Source organism: Candidatus Stoquefichus massiliensis AP9 (assembly GCF_000455285.1).
In the GTDB taxonomy this organism is placed as follows: Bacteria; Bacillota_I; Bacilli_A; order Erysipelotrichales; family Coprobacillaceae; genus Stoquefichus; species Stoquefichus massiliensis.
On the sequence record NZ_HG005291.1, the window covers coordinates 125,034 to 144,690 of the forward strand.

The 19,657-nt window shown below is 28.1% G+C and carries 17 protein-coding genes and 1 pseudogene; 1 reads left to right on the forward strand and 17 read right to left on the reverse strand.

Annotation, left to right across the window (positions count from 1 at the left end; translation table 11 throughout):
- The 12 genes from BN350_RS19230 to BN350_RS13300 all read right to left on the reverse strand — a co-directional run.
- A partial coding sequence (locus BN350_RS19230) for a glycosyltransferase family A protein (RefSeq protein WP_147573594.1) occupies window positions 1–1,795 on the reverse strand: 1,795 nt, incomplete at its 3' end.
- Window positions 1,796–1,813: 18 nt separating this feature from the next.
- The gene (locus BN350_RS21405; RefSeq protein ID WP_028044039.1) at window positions 1,814–3,109 is read right to left on the reverse strand and encodes an adenylyltransferase/cytidyltransferase family protein; all 1,296 of its coding nucleotides are present in this window, start codon (window positions 3,107–3,109) and stop codon (window positions 1,814–1,816) included.
- Between the two features lie 11 nt (window positions 3,110–3,120).
- Window positions 3,121–4,191, reverse strand: coding sequence for a pyridoxal-phosphate-dependent aminotransferase family protein (locus tag BN350_RS13255; RefSeq protein ID WP_049945573.1), 1,071 nt, complete (start codon window positions 4,189–4,191; stop codon window positions 3,121–3,123).
- 57 nt (window positions 4,192–4,248) lie between these two features.
- Window positions 4,249–5,109: an acyltransferase gene (locus BN350_RS13260; RefSeq protein ID WP_028044041.1), complete on the reverse strand. Its 861-nt coding sequence runs from the start codon at window positions 5,107–5,109 to the stop codon at window positions 4,249–4,251.
- Between the two features lie 26 nt (window positions 5,110–5,135).
- Window positions 5,136–7,772: a CDP-glycerol glycerophosphotransferase family protein gene (locus tag BN350_RS13265; RefSeq protein ID WP_028044042.1), complete on the reverse strand. Its 2,637-nt coding sequence runs from the start codon at window positions 7,770–7,772 to the stop codon at window positions 5,136–5,138.
- A 9-nt stretch (window positions 7,773–7,781) separates the two neighbouring features.
- The gene (tagD, locus tag BN350_RS13270; protein WP_028044043.1) at window positions 7,782–8,171 is read right to left on the reverse strand and encodes a glycerol-3-phosphate cytidylyltransferase; all 390 of its coding nucleotides are present in this window, start codon (window positions 8,169–8,171) and stop codon (window positions 7,782–7,784) included.
- Between the two features lie 131 nt (window positions 8,172–8,302).
- Window positions 8,303–9,115, reverse strand: a complete 813-nt coding sequence (locus tag BN350_RS13275; RefSeq protein ID WP_028044044.1) for an ABC transporter ATP-binding protein — start codon at window positions 9,113–9,115, stop codon at window positions 8,303–8,305.
- Between the two features lie 10 nt (window positions 9,116–9,125).
- The gene (locus BN350_RS13280; RefSeq protein ID WP_028044045.1) at window positions 9,126–9,932 is read right to left on the reverse strand and encodes an ABC transporter permease; all 807 of its coding nucleotides are present in this window, start codon (window positions 9,930–9,932) and stop codon (window positions 9,126–9,128) included.
- 114 nt (window positions 9,933–10,046) lie between these two features.
- Window positions 10,047–10,679: an orotate phosphoribosyltransferase gene (pyrE, locus tag BN350_RS13285; protein ID WP_028044046.1), complete on the reverse strand. Its 633-nt coding sequence runs from the start codon at window positions 10,677–10,679 to the stop codon at window positions 10,047–10,049.
- A 5-nt stretch (window positions 10,680–10,684) separates the two neighbouring features.
- Window positions 10,685–11,395: an orotidine-5'-phosphate decarboxylase gene (gene pyrF, locus BN350_RS13290; RefSeq protein WP_028044047.1), complete on the reverse strand. Its 711-nt coding sequence runs from the start codon at window positions 11,393–11,395 to the stop codon at window positions 10,685–10,687.
- Window positions 11,396–11,497: 102 nt separating this feature from the next.
- Entirely contained in the window at window positions 11,498–12,487 is a 990-nt protein-coding gene (locus BN350_RS19235; protein ID WP_049945574.1) for a hypothetical protein, read from the reverse strand.
- 30 nt (window positions 12,488–12,517) lie between these two features.
- Entirely contained in the window at window positions 12,518–13,522 is a 1,005-nt protein-coding gene (locus tag BN350_RS13300) for a hypothetical protein (RefSeq protein ID WP_028044048.1), read from the reverse strand.
- A 143-nt stretch (window positions 13,523–13,665) separates the two neighbouring features.
- Here BN350_RS13300 and BN350_RS13305 point away from each other — a divergent pair, with 143 nt between their 5' ends.
- A complete protein-coding gene (locus BN350_RS13305) occupies window positions 13,666–15,255 on the forward strand; it encodes a putative polysaccharide biosynthesis protein (protein ID WP_028044049.1) in 1,590 nt (529 codons plus the stop codon).
- A 30-nt stretch (window positions 15,256–15,285) separates the two neighbouring features.
- On the opposite strand, the gene BN350_RS13310 is transcribed toward BN350_RS13305, so the two are convergent.
- From BN350_RS13310 to BN350_RS19240, 5 genes and pseudogenes are all read right to left on the reverse strand, one after another.
- Window positions 15,286–15,510, reverse strand: a complete 225-nt coding sequence (locus BN350_RS13310; protein WP_028044050.1) for an acyl carrier protein — start codon at window positions 15,508–15,510, stop codon at window positions 15,286–15,288.
- Between the two features lie 10 nt (window positions 15,511–15,520).
- Entirely contained in the window at window positions 15,521–16,702 is a 1,182-nt protein-coding gene (locus BN350_RS13315) for an alanine racemase (protein ID WP_028044051.1), read from the reverse strand.
- Window positions 16,689–18,209 carry an AMP-binding protein gene (locus tag BN350_RS13320; RefSeq protein WP_028044052.1) on the reverse strand — a complete coding sequence of 507 codons (1,521 nt, stop codon included), beginning with the start codon at window positions 18,207–18,209 and terminating at the stop codon, window positions 16,689–16,691. Before BN350_RS13320 ends, BN350_RS13315 begins: the two co-directional genes overlap by 14 nt.
- A gap of 10 nt (window positions 18,210–18,219) precedes the next feature.
- Window positions 18,220–19,335, reverse strand: coding sequence for a hypothetical protein (locus BN350_RS13325; RefSeq protein ID WP_028044053.1), 1,116 nt, complete (start codon window positions 19,333–19,335; stop codon window positions 18,220–18,222).
- Between the two features lie 17 nt (window positions 19,336–19,352).
- Window positions 19,353–19,657, reverse strand: a pseudogene (locus tag BN350_RS19240) (hypothetical protein); the annotation flags it as partial.

Below are 19,657 nucleotides of genomic sequence, written 5' to 3' on the forward strand. Positions count from 1 at the left end.
AATCCCAATGACATAAATCTTTAACATAATCAGAATCACCTTTAAAGATATAACGACAATCTATACCACCTCTTGTATCAATAAGCTTATCAGCAAGTAAATGATAGAGTTTATACTTGAAAGAATCAGGTTGAATTATCTTTCCATATGGCTTCATCTGTGGATAATCAGAACAATCTTTATCAAGTATAAAATATGCATTAGCAACATCTTTTTTGTCCCACTTGCTATAATATTTAAACATTTCTGCACCACTATCTTTAGCCCTTTTTTCATTATCTCTTATTAACCAAATAGGCTTTTTCTTAAAATAATTAAACATAAAATAAATAAGACGAAGCCATATAATAGAAAACTTTTTGTTTTTCGCTAATTGCATTAAAAACTTACATTCACACTTTATATGTGTTTTTATTCTATTCTGTATAATTGAAATACCTTTATTTTTATATCTAAAAATATAACTATCTTTAGCATAGTATGACATTTTTAACTTTTTAACAAGCTTAGAATAAACACCAAAAGAAGGTATTAACTGAAATTTTTCACCATTTTCATTGATAAGAAAAAAATTCAATTTTTTTATATCGTTTAGAGGAATTTCAAATTTAAATCTTCTGCCCATATATATAGTTTCGCCAATAAATCCCTTTTTATCTAGTAAAGGCCATTTGAAAATTTGTGGTTTATAAAATTGTTCATTATTGTCAATAGCAATTACACTATATTTATCACCTAGAAAACTAAAGACATCCAATCCATCCAAGATTAATATATTATTTTGACTTTCTAGAACATTTATCTTGAAATTTCCAATTCCTGTAACATTATATAATATTTCATTATGATATGTAATATATGGAGATTCCTTTTTATTGATTCTTAACTTTTTGATTTCAATATCACTCACATAATCTTTTCCATGTTTAAGTGTTAGAAAATAATTTTTATGTTGTAATATAAGTGCAGACATGCCAATAATAACTTCATCTGATATATTCTTTAAGAGTTCGCTTATTGATATGAGATAACTATTTTTTTCTTCAAGGTTTAAACGGTTTTCTCTGTCTTTAATTGATTTTTTATCCAATAAATCTCTTAACACCATTAAAATATAATACTGTTCATAAACAGTTAAATTGCATTCTTTGAATTTTTCAAAGAATGTAATATCATGACTTTTATTTATAAAACAATCACTATTCATAAAAGCTACTACACTAGAAGATAATTTCAAACAATTGAAATGATCATCTATTATAAGTCTACAAAAAAAATCAATTTCAAATAATGTATTCGCTTCACTTGAAAAAACAATTTCCTTAAGATTTTCTTTTTTTACAAAACACTCTTTTAGTTTTATTGGTAAATAATTGAATTCATGCGGATTATATTGTTTTTCTCTTTTTTCTTTATATATTTTATCAATTTGAAATTGATTATGATTATTTAAAAGAGAACAATGAATCAAATCAAACTGATTTTTTAGCAAATGTTTACAGACTCTATCTAAAGATTGTTTATAATATACATCACCTGCTGAAAGAAAATGCAAATATTTCCCATTTGCATTTTCTTTTGCTGTATTCAATGCTGCAATTAAACTGCTTCCCTGGCAAAAAACAATCTTATTTTCTAAATCATCAAAAGAATGCACACTGTGGCTATTCAATAAAAAAACCTCTACTTTATCTTTACAATAAGTATTCTCAATTATTGATTTGATAGTTTTACGAATATTTTCTTCACTGCTATTATCACAATCTATGATAATTGAAATTAAATAATCCTTCATTTTTTCACCTACACTAATCTATATTTTTGTTAATAACTTTATGATTTCAACTGAATCATTTCCAGATAATCTTAATGATTCGATTTTTTTATCTTTAATCATTTGCATCATTACCTGCATTAAATATCTAAATCCATTACCTTCAAAATTTGTACTGTAACGTCTTACATTATTTGTGTCATTTGTTATAACTTTAAAATAATTTGCATTCCACCATAAATTAGGAACAACAATTCGACCATTCGTTCCTACAAGTTCCATATGTGAATCACTTTGAATCGACTGAGTCAATTCTCCATATGCAACACTATTTTCATAATCAAATTCAATTTTTTGATATATGATCTTATCATTATTCTTTATTGTTTTCATTAAAGCTTTTTGATAATCTCGTCCTAATATTTTCGTAAGTATACAAATGATAAAATACATAGCATCATATGTCGAACGTGGATAATACATCGAAAGTTCTTCTAAAGGTAGAGAGCATTTTACATTGACGATTTCTCCAATAACATGAGAATTAGCTATACTTAAAAGTTGATTGAATGTCTTTACGTATACTGTTGGTATATTATCCAATAAAATTAACTTATGTTCATCTGCTAGAGCATATAGTTTCTCAACTTTTTGAGTATCTAAACTCATTGGTGAATCGCTAATAACATGCTTACCATTTATAAGTGCTTCTTTAATGTATTCGTATCTATCTTCCAACTTGCATCCAACATAAACTATATCTACAGTTGATAAAAACTGTTTATAATCATTAAATTCATAACTAATATGCAAATTCTCACATATTGTCTTTGATATTCTTTCATCCTGTGAATATATACTTTCAATATGAATTCCACTGACATATTCAGCATCAAATATAAAGTCATTTTCTAATATATTATCAGTAACGATACCATAATTGAAAATAGTATTTTTTTCTTGTCTTAATTGTGTACTTGATATGTTTTTTGTTCTTTCAAGATATACAACATCACAATATTTTTTAAGATGATCAAACTTTCCTTTCCAGTCTAAACCTAAAACTAGAGTATCTACACCATAACTAATAATATCATTAATTTTCTGTCCATCATACTCTTCCACTATGATTTGATCTGCAAAGCCAGTCTTTCTGACATTTTCAATACGTTCTGGTAAACTATCCTGAACAGAAAGCTTACCTCTTTCAGCATCATAATTTTCTCCAGTAACTCCTACAATAAGGTAATCTCCCAAAGTTTTAGCACGTTTCAAAATATTATAATGCCCCTGATGAAACAAATCAAATGTTCCATATGTAATTACTTTTTTCATATTATCACCTGCTATCCAATGATTTCTTTAATTGCAGCAATCAATTCATCATTATCAGCTATGCTATGTTTTCCTATATGAGCTACTCTAAAATATGTATCACCAAGAGTCCCACCAGTTGGATTAACAACCATGCCATATTTCTCTTTTAAAATACGATAAACCTCACCTGCATTGTTCTTAGGGAAAATAACAGGTGTTAATGCATTTGAAATTGGATATGTAGGTATTTGCAATCCAATTTTTTCAATTTTCTCTCTAAAATCATTTGCTAATAATTGAACATCAGCAATTTCTTGAGCATATCCTTTGTTGACTAATGATAAAACACGCTGATGCAACTCAATAATAACCCTAACAGCTGGAGTAAATGGAGTTTGTCCCCTTTTTCCATCAGCGATATGATGCTTAAAATCAAAATACATTGATTTAAGAGGTATTGAATTCACTTTTTGAAGCATTCTTTTATTAATTGCTACTATGCTTAATCCTGGAGCTAATGACAATGCTTTTTGCGAACTTAATATTACAGCATCTATTTTATGCTTTTGCATATCTAATGAGTCTGCTAAAAAAGAACTGATTGCATCAACTATAAAATACAAACCATTCTCACTGCAGTATTCTGAAAGCATATTGATATCATACAACTGCCCTGTTGAACTCTCATGAATATTAACTAATAAAGCTGTATATGAAAATCCAGATTGATCTACAGTTTCTTCTATCATTTTTCTAGTTAGTCTCTGTCCATATTCAACTTTCACAGCAGTATGCTTTATATGATGAATTTCACATAGTTCTACAAAACGATGTCCAAATCCCCCACCATCAATCACTAGAACACAATCATTTTCATCCAAACAATTTTGCACAGTTGCTTCCATTGCTCCTGTTCCAGATGCAGTCAGGAAAATAATTTCCCCTTCATCTTCATTATTTAATAAAGTTTTCATGCCTGACATAGTTTCTTTTACAATTTGAGAGAATTCATCTGTTCTGAAATATGGAACTTGCAATCCTCCTATTTCTAATGATTCCTCATACATTTCTACTGGTCCGACTGTAAACAATTTAGTCATATTTATCACCTCTTGCTGAACATTATAGCACCTTTCATTTTGAATATAAACCAATATTTAACGTTTTCTAAATAACCTTAACATTGATCTTTTTTGTTTTTTTTCATTTAATTCTATATAAAAGCGATTTTTATCATTATTAAGATATACATATTGATATAAATACTCATATCGTTGCAAAGAGTTCTTATGCAGTTGTAATTCTTTTTCAATTTCAGAAAATAATGAATTAGAACTCTTTTTATAGATATATTTTGTACTTTTAAAAGTCTGACTGCTCTTTGTTTGTTCATACTTATAATTATGAACAGATGGCTTTAACCAAAAAATGTTCTTTTTAATCATTTTCGCTGGAACACCACCCACACTACAATTAGATGGAATAGGATGAGCAGTAGTTAAGCATTTTGCTCCTATAATACTTCCAGAACCTATCTGTGTTCCTTTTGATATCAAGACCTCTTGCCCTATCCACACATGATCACCAATATATATACTTTGACTAGGATTAATTCTTGTTTTTGTCTCCACATCATAAATTAAATGTGGATCAGCATTTCTAAACCAAATATCAAATGAAAATAAACAGTCATCCCCAATTATTAAATGTTTTCCTTCACTTAAAACAATATGTAAAGGACGTGTTGTATTACAATCTTTACCAATATAAAAAACACTATTGTTATAAATATCTATTTTTAATTTCAATAGATTCGTATGGCTTGCAGATATAAATATGACATTATTATCTCCATATACTCTAATTGACGTATCATATAAATTAACATCTTCATCAAAATAAATTATGTTATTCTTTCCAAAAATTTCAAAAATACAACTCGTCATTTTTTGAGGTCTACCTATTATTTGATTTTCAACAATCTCATCAAATTCAATTATTTCCGTTACTCTTTGCATAATTTTTCTCTTTTCTACATAATAATTTATAAAATTCCATCTACTTTTAAAATTTCAATCAAACGTTCAGTATTTTTGCTATCATGGAATTCAACAATCTGGTTATAATTGTTAATATAGTTTTCCTTTTGATCATGATAATAATTTTCATCAATCACTTGACTTAAATCTTCCGAATTATAACATATATCGCCAAACACATTATCAAAATTCAACATAAGTTTTGTATTAAATCCATAATTTTCTAAACTTTCCTCTAATTCCTCCCAATAAAATATAACCCGACTTCCTCTATAAAAAGCATCATATGCAATAGAAGAATAATCAGTAATAAGAACTCTTGTTTGACGTAAAATCTCATCATATTTTACATTAAACTTCATAAATTTTTTGAGATAAAAATCATTCTCCTTAGCTGCTTTATAGAACAATGGATGTGGTAGAATAATTAAATGTTTTCTATTATTCTTACCAATACCTTCAACAATTCTCTCTAACATCTGATAATAATGTGTTTTTCTAAAGTCAGTTGTTGCTTGATTATATTCCCATGGTCTCCAAGTTGGCATAATAACAATTTTATCAGCATTAGAATAAAGAATATTTCGATCATACTTTGGCAATCCACAAATAATAACTTGTTCAGGATTATACCCTCCTAACTGTACAAAATGATCTGCTTCCTTTTGAGAAGATGTAACAACTCTAAACTTTCCTTTACCATCCTTGCGAGGCGTAAAGTATTTGCGTGAATCAGAGTCCAATGAAATCATATACATAACACCATGCTGTAAAAAAACATAATTAATATCTGTTGAATTAATTTTCTTTAAAACATGCTTATTCATAATTCTTAACTCCATAGCATGTACAAGTAATTCAGAACCAAAAAATGTTTCTGACAAGAAAAAATACAAATAATGTTTAAAAGAATATTTATCAATAATATTCTTTTTATATTTTTCTTTTATTTTATCATAATCAGGATAATATTTATCAAGTATGAAATAAGCATTACAATAACCCTCATCAATTAATTTTTCATATAAGACAGAAGCACTCTCCTCATATCTTGACGAGTCCTTTTCATAAAGTATGTATATTCTTTTTTTATTAATTAACATTGATAAGTAATATGCAAAATTTATTTTACAATTTTCAATACAATTATCAGTTCTATTATGTGGTCTTATTGTAAAATAAACTCTATTCTTCAAAGACTGTCTTAAATAACAGCTTGTTTTCCCATCAATATTAATAATTTTTGATTTTAAATATTTATTTTTATTTCTATGATAATATTTGATATCTTTAATAAAACCAAATCCTTCTTGATCAACATACTTTATAAATATCTTATTTTGAGCTGGTAATGATAAAACATAGTCATAAGGCAATGATATATCAATTTTATCAAAAAATAACCCTTTCTTAATCTTATAATTGGTATATTGTTCACCAACCATAACATTACATTGATTTAATTTGAACGAATAAGTACTTTTTACTTTGACGTATATATTAATATGTAATGATTGATTTGTCTTCTTTATTCTAGAAAAACATCTATAAAAACAAACAGATGTATTATAAAAATTTTCTTTTTCACTTTCATTAAAAACAATATCTGGTATTTTAAATGAAGAATCATAATTTTTCATTTTAAATAATATATTATTTTTGTACCAACGATAGTTTGTCTTTAACCCAACATAATATGGTTCAATGTCCAAATATTTTTTATTACATTTTAAGAAAGATAATTCTCGACATGTTAATTGATTTTCATCTAACAAATCTATAAATTCATCTATTTGCAATCCGTTCAAATTCAATAAAAGATTTCTTTTTAAAATTTGATCAGTCTTGTTTTTTAATAATTGATCAATAAATTTATATCTCAAACATAATTTCAATAGTAATTTTTCTTGAAAACTATACTTTCCTTTTGTATAAGTTATAAATCCAAGTTCTTTATGTATTGACTTGATGAAATCAAATAACTGAGAATCAGACGATAGAACAAAATAATTATCCTTTATAAAATTCAATTGATTAATATATTTTAAGATTAAACTTTCTTGATGTTTATTATTTATTTTACCAACATAAATTAAAATGTTTTTTTTACCTTCATACTCTTGTTTTTTACCACACGAATTTGTATATAACAAATCAATTATTTTTTGAGAATCTAAATAATAATCAAGAAAAATATTATTACTTAATAATTCTTCTTTCATTCCAATTTCATCAAAATATAGTTGACTATCTATTTTAGATAGAAAAACATTATAAGTTGCTTGTCGACATATTTTTTGCATTATATGTAATTTCTGTTGGTGATTCATAGTTGGAATATGTATTAATTTTTGTTTCTTGTTTATTTGGATATTTTCAGAAAAGTAACTGTCCACAATAATATAATGAGCTTTTTTTAATAAAACTCTATGTTTTTGTGAATTTTTCTCTACTAAATGTATATTTTTACTATCATGTGCTTCTTGATTCAAAAAATCATTTTTAACAATATAAATTTCTATTTCTTTTTCATATAGTGCTTTTAAGTTTAAGATGTTTAATAATAACTTTTGACTATGATTAAGTTCAATAAATAGTATATGATTTAAATTATTGAAAGTATCTTGCTTATTGTTTTTCATTGGTAAATCCTACTTTAATTTCAATTCTTTTTTTATTTTAGTAGTTGAAATATCAGGTGTTCTTGACAGATAGACCACTTCACAATACTCTTTTAGAAAATCAAACTTTCCTTTCCAGTCATCTCCCATAACAAAAACATCTATATCATATTTTTTTATATCTTCAATTTTTTGATCCCATGAATCCTCTGATATAACTTCATCTACATATTTAATTGCTTTAACAATTTCCATTCTTTCATTATCTGGAATTGCACATTTTTTCCCTTTTATCTCATTAAATTTATCACTACTCACAGCTACAATTAAATAATCTCCTAATTCTTTAGCGCGCTTTATAATATTTAAATGTCCTACATGAAATAAATCATATGTTCCATAAGTTATAACCTTTTTCATAATATTCTCCTTATATCTTCCAAAATATAATTGAACTCACCTATTAACTTCAATCTCCTTCTCATCATTTAAAGAAAAAGACAAACTCAAAGCTCATAGGTGAGTAGGTATTCTATATATTTTTGTATTTATTAGTGATTAAATAGTTTTTTAAAAAATCCTTTATCTTCTTTTGGAAGTAATCTTCTATCAAACTTTTCATCACGTTCTCTTCTTTTTTCTTCATTACTTAAGCGGTTATAATAATCAACATACTCAGCATATTGATCACAGATTGTTTCTACATCACCATAATCTTTTAACATACCACCTTCAATCCATAATGCAGTATCACAAAAATCTCGAACTTGCTGTAATGAATGAGATATAAAAACAATTGTTTTTCCTTCATCTTTTAACTCAGTCATTTTGTCTAAACATTTTTGCGCAAATCCTTTATCTCCAACAGATAAAGCTTCATCAACAATAAATATTTCTGGATTCAAGGCTAAATTAATACTAAATCCAAGCCTTGATTTCATACCACTAGAATATTTTTTTACGGGTTGATATAAGAAATCACCAATTTCTGAAAATTCAATAACTTGACTTTTAATGTTCTGAATCTGTTTTTTAGTTAAACCAAGTAAAGCACCTTTTAATTCAATATTTTCTTCACCAGTTAATTGATTATTAAGACCTAAATTTATGGCAATCAATGCTTGCTCACCATTAACAATCATTTCTCCTTCGTCAACTTCACTAATTCCTGCTAATATTACTGACATTGTTGATTTACCAGAACCATTTGTTCCCAAAACACCAACAACCTCTCCTCTTTTAATTTTAAAATTAATATCTTTAAGTGCATAAAATCTTTTATCTTCATTGTGTTTCTTATCTTTAGACTTTAAACTGTAAATCTTAGATACATGTCTAAATTCTATTGCGTATTCTTCGTTCATAGATTCACCTCTAAATCATATCAATAAATTTGTGTTTAAATTTATACATCATGTAACTTCCAAATGCAAATAATATAAATGTAATGATCCAAAATGCAATCATAGAATTATGATAAGCCCAAAATCCTTTGTGATAGAAAAAGCAATCTCTATATCCTTGAACTATATAATAAATTGGATTAGCCTTCATAATATATTGCAAAAATTTAAATGGAATTCTTTCAATATCCCATAAAATAGGTGTTAAATAAAGTAAAAGTCTCATACATGCCAAAACTAATTTTCTTGTATCCCTAGCTAACATATTTAACACTGATGTTGTCATAGATAGTGAAATAGAGAAAACAATTGCACAAAACAAATAATAAAAGATTCCTAACCAATGATAATTTGGATAATATCCACCTAATGGAAAAACGATAATCAAGACTAGCATTAAGCATAAATGATTAAACAATTCTTTTAATACAACTGTCGCTGGTAATACACTGACTGGGAATTTCATCTTTGTAATAACACCAATTTTTGAATAAATAGCATTACATCCATTTGTGATACATGGTGAAATAAAAAACCAAACAACCATTCCACCTAACATCCAAAATATATAACCTATGCCATGAACAGCTTTTCTATCCCAAACAAGCCCAAATACAAACCAATAAGTCAAAACTTGAATAACTGGGTTTGCAAAGTTCCAAAAAAGTCCTAATTTAGAATCTCTCATATCTGCAAGTAACTCATATTTTGCAATTGAATATATTCTAAATAGATTAGTAAAATTTTCTTGCAAAACATATCTCATACTTTTGAACATATCTTAACCTCCTTAAAGATACATACATAATCATTAATGTTATACATGAAAAAAAGGAGAATTGCAACTTAAATTGATGAATTCCCCACTTATTTCTTTAAATCCACTATATTTTTACTTACTCATCCAAGATTCATCATTAGGGTTTTTCTTCCATGCTTTTAATTTATCTAAGTCATCTTTATGTATATAATCATTATCAACAGCTACTTTAACTAATGTATCATAGTTTGTAAGTGTATAAAATGAACATTCTTTTACTTCAAAATTTTCTGTTGCTTTTGGTAATCCATATGTAAAAATGGCTACCATTCCCAAAACTTCACATCCTGCCTCTCTTAAAGCATCAACACATTCTAATGATGATCCGCCTGTAGAAATCAAATCTTCAACAACAACAACCTTCATTCCTGGTTTTACTAATCCTTCAATACGATTATTGCGTCCATGTGATTTTGCACCACCGCGTACATATCCCATTGGTAAATCTAAGATATCAGCAACAAGTGCAGCATGAGCAATCCCAGCTGTTGCTGTTCCCATCAAACATTCACATTCAGGATAGTTTTCTTTAATCAAAGTTGCAAGCCCTTCTTCAATATCTTTTCTGACTTCTGGATATGATAATGTCAAACGATTATCACAATAAATTGGTGATTTAATACCTGAAGCCCAAGTAAAAGGTTCATTTGGTCTTAAAAAGACAGCTTGAATATCTAATAAATCTTTTGCTATAATTTTTTCCATTCTTCTTATTCTCCTTGAAATTGTCTATATACTTCTCGATAGGTTTCCACTGGGTTATCAGCTCTTGTAATTGTTCTACCAACAACAATATAACTAGATGTTAAATCTTTTGCCATTGCTGGTGTTGTTACACGTTTCTGATCATTTACACTATCACTTGCTAAACGTATACCAGGTGTTACTGTTAAAAAGTCCATTCCCAAATGCTCATGAATACTTTTTGATTCTAGAGGTGAGCATACAACTCCATCCAACCCAGCTTCTTTTGCATTTTCAGCCCATTTTAAAACAACATCTTCTAAAGGCTCATGGATAAGTAATTCATTATCTAAAATTTCTTGATCCAAAGATGTTAAACACGTTACTGCTATACATAATGGTCTATGACCATGAATACTCCCTTCTTGCAATCCATCAATTGCAGCCTTCATCATTGCTACACTTCCAGAAGCATGAACATTTACCATATCTACATCTAATTTTGCAAGTTGTTTCATAGCACTCTTTACAGTATTAGGAATATCATGCAATTTTAAATCCAAGAAGATCTTATGTCCTCTTTCTTTAATAGCTTTAATCATTTCAATTCCTTCACCATAAAATAATTCCATTCCAACTTTTACATAAAGTTTCTCTTCTTGAAACTTATCTAAAAACTCTTCAACTTCTGCTTTTGTTTGAAAATCTAAAGCAATACAAATTCGACTTTCGTTCATTTTTCTCCTCCAAGATATATTTTTCATTATTATATCATATATTTAATAAAATCAATAAAGAAAATTAATATCAATCGTACTTTTCTTTACAAATAACTTCTTTTATTGAATTGATGATATATAATTTTGATAATCATTATCCCAATCAGCAAAAAGAGGATTTCCTCTATGATCAGTCAGTTGATAATGTTCAGTAAGATATTCACCTAAAAATTTCGTCATTTTTGTCGCACCAGAATGATTTAAATGATTACCAGCATCTCTAGTATCTGTTTTCCAATTAAATTGTGTACCATAATCATCTGTATTTAAATCCAAATATGATACCTGATATTTTTTAGCATATGAAGCTACAGTATTATGTTTTCGATAATTCCATGATGTACGTGATGGAAAGCATAGAAAAATGACCTGACAATTATTTTTCTGTGCCAATTGCATAATTTTAGGAAAATATTTTTCGGTATATTGCACCATTTTTTCTCTTTTTGAATCATCTTTTCCCATATATGAATACCCTTTATCGTTTGCCAATACTTCAGTTTTATAATAATATCCTCTCATAACAGTACGTTCGTTTGCTGCTTTTTCTTGAACATAAGATTTATTTTTTAATTGATTCCATAATGGTGTGTACTTAAATAATGGGAAGCATGTTCGATAAGTATTATCCTTAGCTTCTGCCTTATTATCTTTTCCTCTTTCTTCAAAAAAATTATCCAGTTCTAAAATCAAAACTTTAGGCTTTTGATATTTTAATATTTCCTCTAACATATAATATGTAGAACTCATATTCTGCATTGAAGCTCCAGCTGCATATGAAGTAATTCCTCTTTCATGCCATAATTGTAAAGGATTGAATCCGCTAAACAAATCACTATTTCCTATCGCTAATACATCAATACTACCCTTCTTTGCAGTATCAACATTTCCACTATACTGCTTTAATTCAGTTGATAATGCTTCAATTCCACTTCCTCCAAGAACAATATTGTTTTTCTCTCTATCACTACTAAGAATATACGATATTGTTAAACATATTGATATTACAATTAATAATATTAAACAAATTCTAACTATTTTTTTATGCATTTTATTCTAATTCCTTATCTACAACCATTGTTATTTTACCATTTCTTGAATAAATCGATTATAATCTTGATTCCATTGCTGATAACTTTTTTCATTGAGATGATTTTTCAAATTATAATGTTTATTAATATACCCACCTATATATTTTGTCATTTTTGTAGCTCCTGAATAATTCAAATGATTCCCACCATCACGTGAATCAGTTTTCCAATCAAAGTTTGTATCATACTGATTAACATTAAAATCTATAAATGAGAAATTATTATTTTGTGCATATTCTTTGACAGTATTATACTTTGAATAGTCCCATGCTGTTTGAGATGGAAAACCAATAAGTAAAACATGACAATTCATCTCTTTGGCTAGTTCTAATATTTGAGGTAAATACTGTTTTGTAAATGTACCAAAGGGCTTTTCTTGATTCGTTTTTTTCATATATGAAAAACCATTTGTATAAGGAACAGTAGTCTTTTCAAAATAATATCCTTTCAACAACTCCATACGCACTTTATAATTTTTATCCTGCACATATTTTTCATTCTTGATATCATTCCATCTTTGACTCTTCATAAATAAAGGGTAAGTACGTTTTATAGCTGTATAAGTATATCCTTGATCTTCAATTTCTACACGATCATCAAAAAAAGCATTTGTTTCTAAAATAAGTAATTGAGGTTTTTGAACAGTCAATACTTCTTTTAACATATGATATGATAGTTTTGTATTTTGCTTAGGAGCTCCCATCACAAAAGATGTATATCCTTGTTCATGCCATAATTGTAATGGATTAAACGCACTATAAAGAGCACTATTCCCTACAGCAAGTATCTGATAATCTCCATCTAGTTCATTTGTTTTTTGTACTATACCTGCATCCTCATCAAAGACCAAATCATCTTCAGTGTCATCAGAAGACAGAACATAATTATTATAAATATATATTCCTCCAATAATTACAATAATCATTGAAAGAAGTGATACAATCATAATTATTCTTTTTTTAATTTGTTTTTTTAATTTGTATTTCTTACTCATTTCAAAATGACCTCCTTCAATGATTAACGGCTGTATTATAACAGAAATATGTGGAAATTCTATGAAAAAATAACAAAATTAAAAGATTTTTGATTTTATTTAAATAAATGTTATAATGAAACATATAGAAAGTGAGGTCCAATATGAATCATACTCGTTCAATAGTGAAACAAGCATCTATTTTAGCTATTGCAGGAATATTAGTAAGAATCATTGGAGTTCTTTATCGAAGTCCTTTAACTTCATTAATTACGACTGAAGGGATTGGATATTATTCAACAGCATATAATATCTACGCTCTCATTCTCTTAATATCTTCTTACAGTATTCCAACGGCTATTTCTAAATTAATTTCTGAAAAATTAATTTTAAATCAATATAACAATGCTCAAAAAATATTAAAATGTTCTTTTATTTATATATGTGGAATTGGTGGAGGTGCTGCTATTGTTGCTTTCTTCATTGCTCCATTTATTGTTCCAGAAAATGCAGTTATGGCTTTAAGAGTTTTGTGTCCAACAATTTTCTTATCAGGGTTGCTTGGTGTATTTAGAGGCTACTTTCAAGCTCATCAAACGACCTTATATACTTCTGTTTCCCAAATCATTGAACAAGTTTTTAATGCTATTGTTTCTGTTGGTGCTGCCTACTTGTTTATTCAACCATACTTAAGTGCAGGAGGAAGTCAGCTTGCAAGTATTGGTGCAGCAGGAAGTGCTTTAGGAACAGGCGCTGGAGTATTAATTGGATTAATATATATGGGATTAATGTATTTTAAACGTAAAGATAATCTTATTGTACAAGATGATCCAGATAATTATGAAGATTCATACAAAAGTATCTTTAGAATGATTTTAAATATTGTGACTCCTATTATTTTTGCAACGTGTATTTATAATCTTGTCACTACAATAGATATGTATATTTTCTATTTTGCGATGGGTACAGGTAAAGATGCGGTTACTATGTTTGGTGTTTATTCAGGAGAATATATTGTTTTACAGAATGTTCCAGTAGCTTTAGCATCAGCAATGTCCACTGCCTCTATTCCTGCTATATCTTCTTCTTGGGCAATTAAAAATTATCGTCAGACAAAAGAACATATTCGTTCTGGAATTCGTGTTACAATGATGGTTTTAATTCCATCTGCAGTGGGAATGACAGTTCTCGCATTCCCTATTATGGGAATCTTATTTCCACAAGAAGATACAATTCAACTCGCAACTATGCTACTTGCAGTAGGTAGTCCTGGTGTGGTTTTCTTTGGATTATCAACTCTGACGAATGGAATTTTACAAGCCATTGGTGAAGTCAATGCACCATTAAAAAATGCTGCTATAGCTCTCGTTTGGCATTGTATTATTACAGCTATCTTATTATTTTTTACACCATTAGGTCTCTATTCACTAGTAATTGCAAATTGTTTTTATGGATTACAGGTTTGTATTCTTAATCAAAAATCATTACGTAAAAAAACACATTATCATCAAGAAATACGTCGTACATATGTTCTTCCTCTTGTTGCAGCAATTGTTATGGGAATCTTTGCTGGAGGATGCTATTATGGATTATTTGCACTCACAAAGAAAGTCTTTATCCCATTAATAATCTCTGTTATTGTTGGCATCATAGCTTATTTTGTTATTATTCTCTATATGTATGCAGAACATCCTAAAGATCTACAATCTATCCCATATTTAAACAGACTTGTTTATAAAATAAGAAAACGCTAAAAAACATCCAAAAATGGATGTTTTTTCTTTTTATGCTTTTAAGTTTTGAATCATATTCCACATACCTTCTGCAGAATTAAAGTTTTCAGGAATAATATCAGATGCACCGATTTGTACATCAAATTCATCATTAATTTCAGATACAATTTCTAAAATAGCAAATGAATCTAAAATAGCATCATCAATTAATGTTTTACATCCTCTAAAATCAATATCTGCATCAATTTCTTCTAATAATTCTAATAATTTTTCCATTCTCTCTCTCCTATTGTTTAAAATTTAATATATTTGTCTCAAAACGTGCTCGCTGCAGCTGAAGTCCTTCTTTATTTGAATAAAGATATACACTCGGTAAATCTCTACTTAAAAACAAAGATATTCCTTCACACATTGCATAAGCGCCAACTCGTTGAAACTCTATAATATCTCCCACTTCTGGGTTTTGTAAAGTTAATCCCTTTACTAAATTATCATTAATTGTACAAAGTGATCCTGATATATTACAATTAATATAATCTCCTTGTACTTCTTTTTTCTTTAATTGTCGGTAATACGGAATCTTCATTGCCATCATTTGCCCATAATAAGTTGTTTGATGCATTCCACCATTCACAATACAATAAGGAACATCATTAACTTTGTAATCTACAATATCTGTGTAATAGTTACCACATGTAGCAGCTATAAATCTTCCTAATTCAATTGTAATCTGTCCTTGAAAATGAAGATTATCTAATAAATCTACAAATCCATCCAATAATTCTTCCTCATCATAAGGTTGTTTTGAATGTTGGAAATATTCCACATAGAATCCTGGACCAAATTCTAATTTGTCAGGAACATATCCATATTCATTTTCTAATTTTAGAATCAAAGAATCAACATATTCTAACTCTTCCTTATACATATTTATTTTTTTTCTTTGAGTCCCTGAAAAATGATGAATTCCTATAATATTTATATAAGGAAATTCTTTTCTTTTTTCAATTAAAGAACAAAGTTGATCCTCAGACATACCAAATTGATTATGTGTTGTTATTCTCAATAAGGCATTGACTTTTATATTCATTTGTTTTGCAATTTCATGAATCATATGAAATTGATTTGGTGATTCACATGTATAAATAAGAGTATCTTGATATTTAGCAATTACATACTCTAGATCATGTTTAGCTTTATAAACACCAGATAATACAATTTTATTCATATTTATCCCAGCACGCTCACAAATATCAAACTCCCCGTGTGAACACACTTCGTAATAATCTATCTGATTCTCGATGGCTTTCACAACAAAAGGATTAGCCTTCATAGCATAACACAACTGCACTTTGTTTCCAAGCTTATTCTTTATAAATTGGATCCTATTGCATAAAACATCAATATCAAAAACATAAGCTGGTGTTGTTACCTGTGTAACAAGCTCTTCATATTTAGGCTGAAACATCAAACTCCTCCTTAATCATATCACTTAATTTTTTTCTATCTATTTTTCCATTTTTTGTAATCGGGAATCTATCTATTTTATAAAACACATTTGGTATCATAAAAACTGGTAAATCTTTCTTGAGTACTCTAATCAACTCACGTCTTTCAATTTCACCATCATAGAATGCAATAATCTTATTGTTCTCAAAGATACAGCAAGAACGCTGAATGACTTCAACTTTATTCATCATATTTTCGATTTCGCCTAATTCAATACGATGTCCCATATGCTTAATCTGGAAATCTTTTCGAGAAGTGAAACACAAATTTTCATCATCATTATAATATCCTAAATCTCCTGTTCTATAAATAATCTCCATATAATACTTATTTAAAGGATTCTGGCAAAAAGCTTTTTGAGTCTGTTCTTTATTATTGTAATAACCTAAACTGACAGCTGTACCACTCACACAAATCTCACCAATAGCACCATATTTAGTAACTTCACAATCATCATTATCTAATAAAAACACTTTTTCATTAGGAAAAGGTTTTCCTATTGGAATAACTTCACCAAGAGCATATTCTCTATCAATAATATGATATGTACAATTACATGTAATCTCAGTTGGTCCATATAAGTTCACATACATTGCATTTGGAATGTATTTTTGCCATATTTGCAATTGTTTTACAGGCATGACTTCACCACTGAACATAATTTTAGTAAGATTAAGAGGAACTTTATATTCAAACCCTTTTAATGTAGATATAATACATACAGCAGACACTGCCCAAATGATTGTTGTTACTTCTCTTTCACATAAGAAATCCAGTAACTTTGTAGGCATTGAGAAAAATTGTTTAGGAATGATTTGCATTGTCGCTCCTGCTTTAATTGTTGAATATATATCTTTAACTGATACATCGAAATCCCATGGAGCCTGATTACCAATAACATCATTTTCATTAATGCCAAAACTTTCAACAAAAACATCTATAAAATCAATAACATTACGATGTGAAACAAGAACCCCCTTAGGAACTCCTGTTGATCCAGATGTAAAAATACAATATAAAGGCATTGTATCTATATGTTTTTGTAACCTTACTTCTGGTATTGTATCTTGTTGATGACTCACGAATAGATCCTCTATCATAATCACTTGACCTTTAAATTCCAAACGTTCAAGTATTGATAAATACTTATTTGAAGTTACAACTCTATCTGTTTCCAATGTATTCATAATATGATTCAGTCTTGTTTTTGGTTGTTTTGTATCTAACATGACATAAAAACATTCAGCATAAACAGCGCCAAAAAACAAACAGATTGTATCAACACTTTTATCCATAAAAATAGGTACTGGCATTCCTAACTCAAAATTTTCACTTAATCGATTCCCTATACGCTTTGCCTTTACCACTAAATCTTGATATGTAATTTCTTTTTCAAGATCAGCAAATGCAACTTTATTGGGATATTTTCTTGCGCTTTCTTCTAAATAATCTAATATATTATACATTCTCATTCTCCTAATGACTCAAAATTTCTTTAACTTCTTCATAATTATAACGCTTACTCTTTTTTCTCTTAATATAAGAATCGGCCCAATCATAAACCTTTTGATAAGAAATAAATTCATAATCATATCTTTTCTTTACACTTTCACTATGCTGAGTTTGAGATAATTGAAATCTCTCATTGATTAATTTTCCAAAATACTTTGTTAGTTTCTTTTGACCATATATATTTAAGTGATTAGGATTATAATAATCTTTTTCAGGATTTAATCCAATCTCATCAACATAATCATCCATATCAATACATTCATACCCATATTCTTTAATCAAGGCTTTCGCACTATTGTTTCTTTTTCTTTCAGGTAACATTTTTTTAGAATAATATCGTGGCATATTTGTAAAAATAACATTGGATAACTTTTCTTTCTTACAATATTCAAGTAAATCTTTTAAATGTTTTCCAGATAATTGATGCATTGGAAGTGTATCATTATACTCTTTTATATTTACATAATGACGCTGAGGATCAATTTTAGCAGTCCCTTGTATTCCCATAGCAGCTAGATTTGTTTTGTCTTTATCTGTTAATTCTTTCATACTTACTTCTAAACAATCATACAATTGTGGCCAATTTGAATGATACTTCAATAATGGAAAATAATATGCTAATCTTTGATCTTCTGAAATCAATTCATTTATTGTATCAATTTTATTTTTTGAAAAGGGCATATTATCGATCCACAATCTATTTGAACCTTCTCTTGACTCCTGTTCATCATTATAAAGTATTCCATTGATATCTATAACAAAAAGTTTCGGTTTTTGTGTTTTTCGAACTTCAATAAGCATTGATTTTGCAATTCCCATAGGTGCCATATTCGTTGCAAATGAATAACTTGTATATCCAAATTCTTTCCACGCCAAAGGTGCAGAATAGTCAGTGAATGAAGTACTAGCCCCAATAAGTATCATATCTAAGCTGTTTTTTTCCAACTTGTAAAAATTCTTAATACGTGTTGCATCCGATTTGCTATTTAACTGTCTGCACATTACAAAATTTGTACCAAACACAAGAAAGAGCATTAATATTGTCATTGTGAGAATCTTTAATTTTTGAATTCTTGTCATTATATCAACCTCCTCATCTAAAATTGCATATATACAAACTGATTTTGATCGTAACCAGGTCCATACATACCTAAAAGTAAAATTATTATAAATGCGACAATATATAATGTCCAACGTATATAAATTGGTTTCATTGATACACGTTCACGTACACTGCCACGTTCTTGCATAACATCGATAATAAATAAAATCACCAATCCACATAGCAAAACAATCATATCTAAGCCTCTTAATCCCATTCCTAAAAATTCCTTATGAAATAAAGTAGGCATTTCATAAAAGCGAAATGTTTTTATGAAAATATCCCATGCATTTGTCAAAG

What these genes read in the sequence shown, in the direction of transcription:
- BN350_RS21405 (WP_028044039.1), bottom strand. Translation starts at nt 3,109, where the DNA reads ATGAAAAAAGTAATTACATATGGAACATTTGATTTGTTTCATCAGGGG.
- BN350_RS13255 (WP_049945573.1), bottom strand. Translation starts at nt 4,191, where the DNA reads ATGACTAAATTGTTTACAGTCGGACCAGTAGAAATGTATGAGGAATCA.
- BN350_RS13260 (WP_028044041.1), bottom strand. Translation starts at nt 5,109, where the DNA reads ATGCAAAGAGTAACGGAAATAATTGAATTTGATGAGATTGTTGAAAAT.
- BN350_RS13265 (WP_028044042.1), bottom strand. Translation starts at nt 7,772, where the DNA reads ATGAAAAACAATAAGCAAGATACTTTCAATAATTTAAATCATATACTA.
- tagD (WP_028044043.1), bottom strand. Translation starts at nt 8,171, where the DNA reads ATGAAAAAGGTTATAACTTATGGAACATATGATTTATTTCATGTAGGA.
- BN350_RS13275 (WP_028044044.1), bottom strand. Translation starts at nt 9,115, where the DNA reads ATGAACGAAGAATACGCAATAGAATTTAGACATGTATCTAAGATTTAC.
- BN350_RS13280 (WP_028044045.1), bottom strand. Translation starts at nt 9,932, where the DNA reads ATGTTCAAAAGTATGAGATATGTTTTGCAAGAAAATTTTACTAATCTA.
- pyrE (WP_028044046.1), bottom strand. Translation starts at nt 10,679, where the DNA reads ATGGAAAAAATTATAGCAAAAGATTTATTAGATATTCAAGCTGTCTTT.
- pyrF (WP_028044047.1), bottom strand. Translation starts at nt 11,395, where the DNA reads ATGAACGAAAGTCGAATTTGTATTGCTTTAGATTTTCAAACAAAAGCA.
- BN350_RS19235 (WP_049945574.1), bottom strand. Translation starts at nt 12,487, where the DNA reads ATGCATAAAAAAATAGTTAGAATTTGTTTAATATTATTAATTGTAATA.
- BN350_RS13300 (WP_028044048.1), bottom strand. Translation starts at nt 13,522, where the DNA reads ATGAGTAAGAAATACAAATTAAAAAAACAAATTAAAAAAAGAATAATT.
- BN350_RS13305 (WP_028044049.1), top strand. Translation starts at nt 13,666, where the DNA reads ATGAATCATACTCGTTCAATAGTGAAACAAGCATCTATTTTAGCTATT.
- BN350_RS13310 (WP_028044050.1), bottom strand. Translation starts at nt 15,510, where the DNA reads ATGGAAAAATTATTAGAATTATTAGAAGAAATTGATGCAGATATTGAT.
- BN350_RS13315 (WP_028044051.1), bottom strand. Translation starts at nt 16,702, where the DNA reads ATGTTTCAGCCTAAATATGAAGAGCTTGTTACACAGGTAACAACACCA.
- BN350_RS13320 (WP_028044052.1), bottom strand. Translation starts at nt 18,209, where the DNA reads ATGTATAATATATTAGATTATTTAGAAGAAAGCGCAAGAAAATATCCC.
- BN350_RS13325 (WP_028044053.1), bottom strand. Translation starts at nt 19,335, where the DNA reads ATGACAAGAATTCAAAAATTAAAGATTCTCACAATGACAATATTAATG.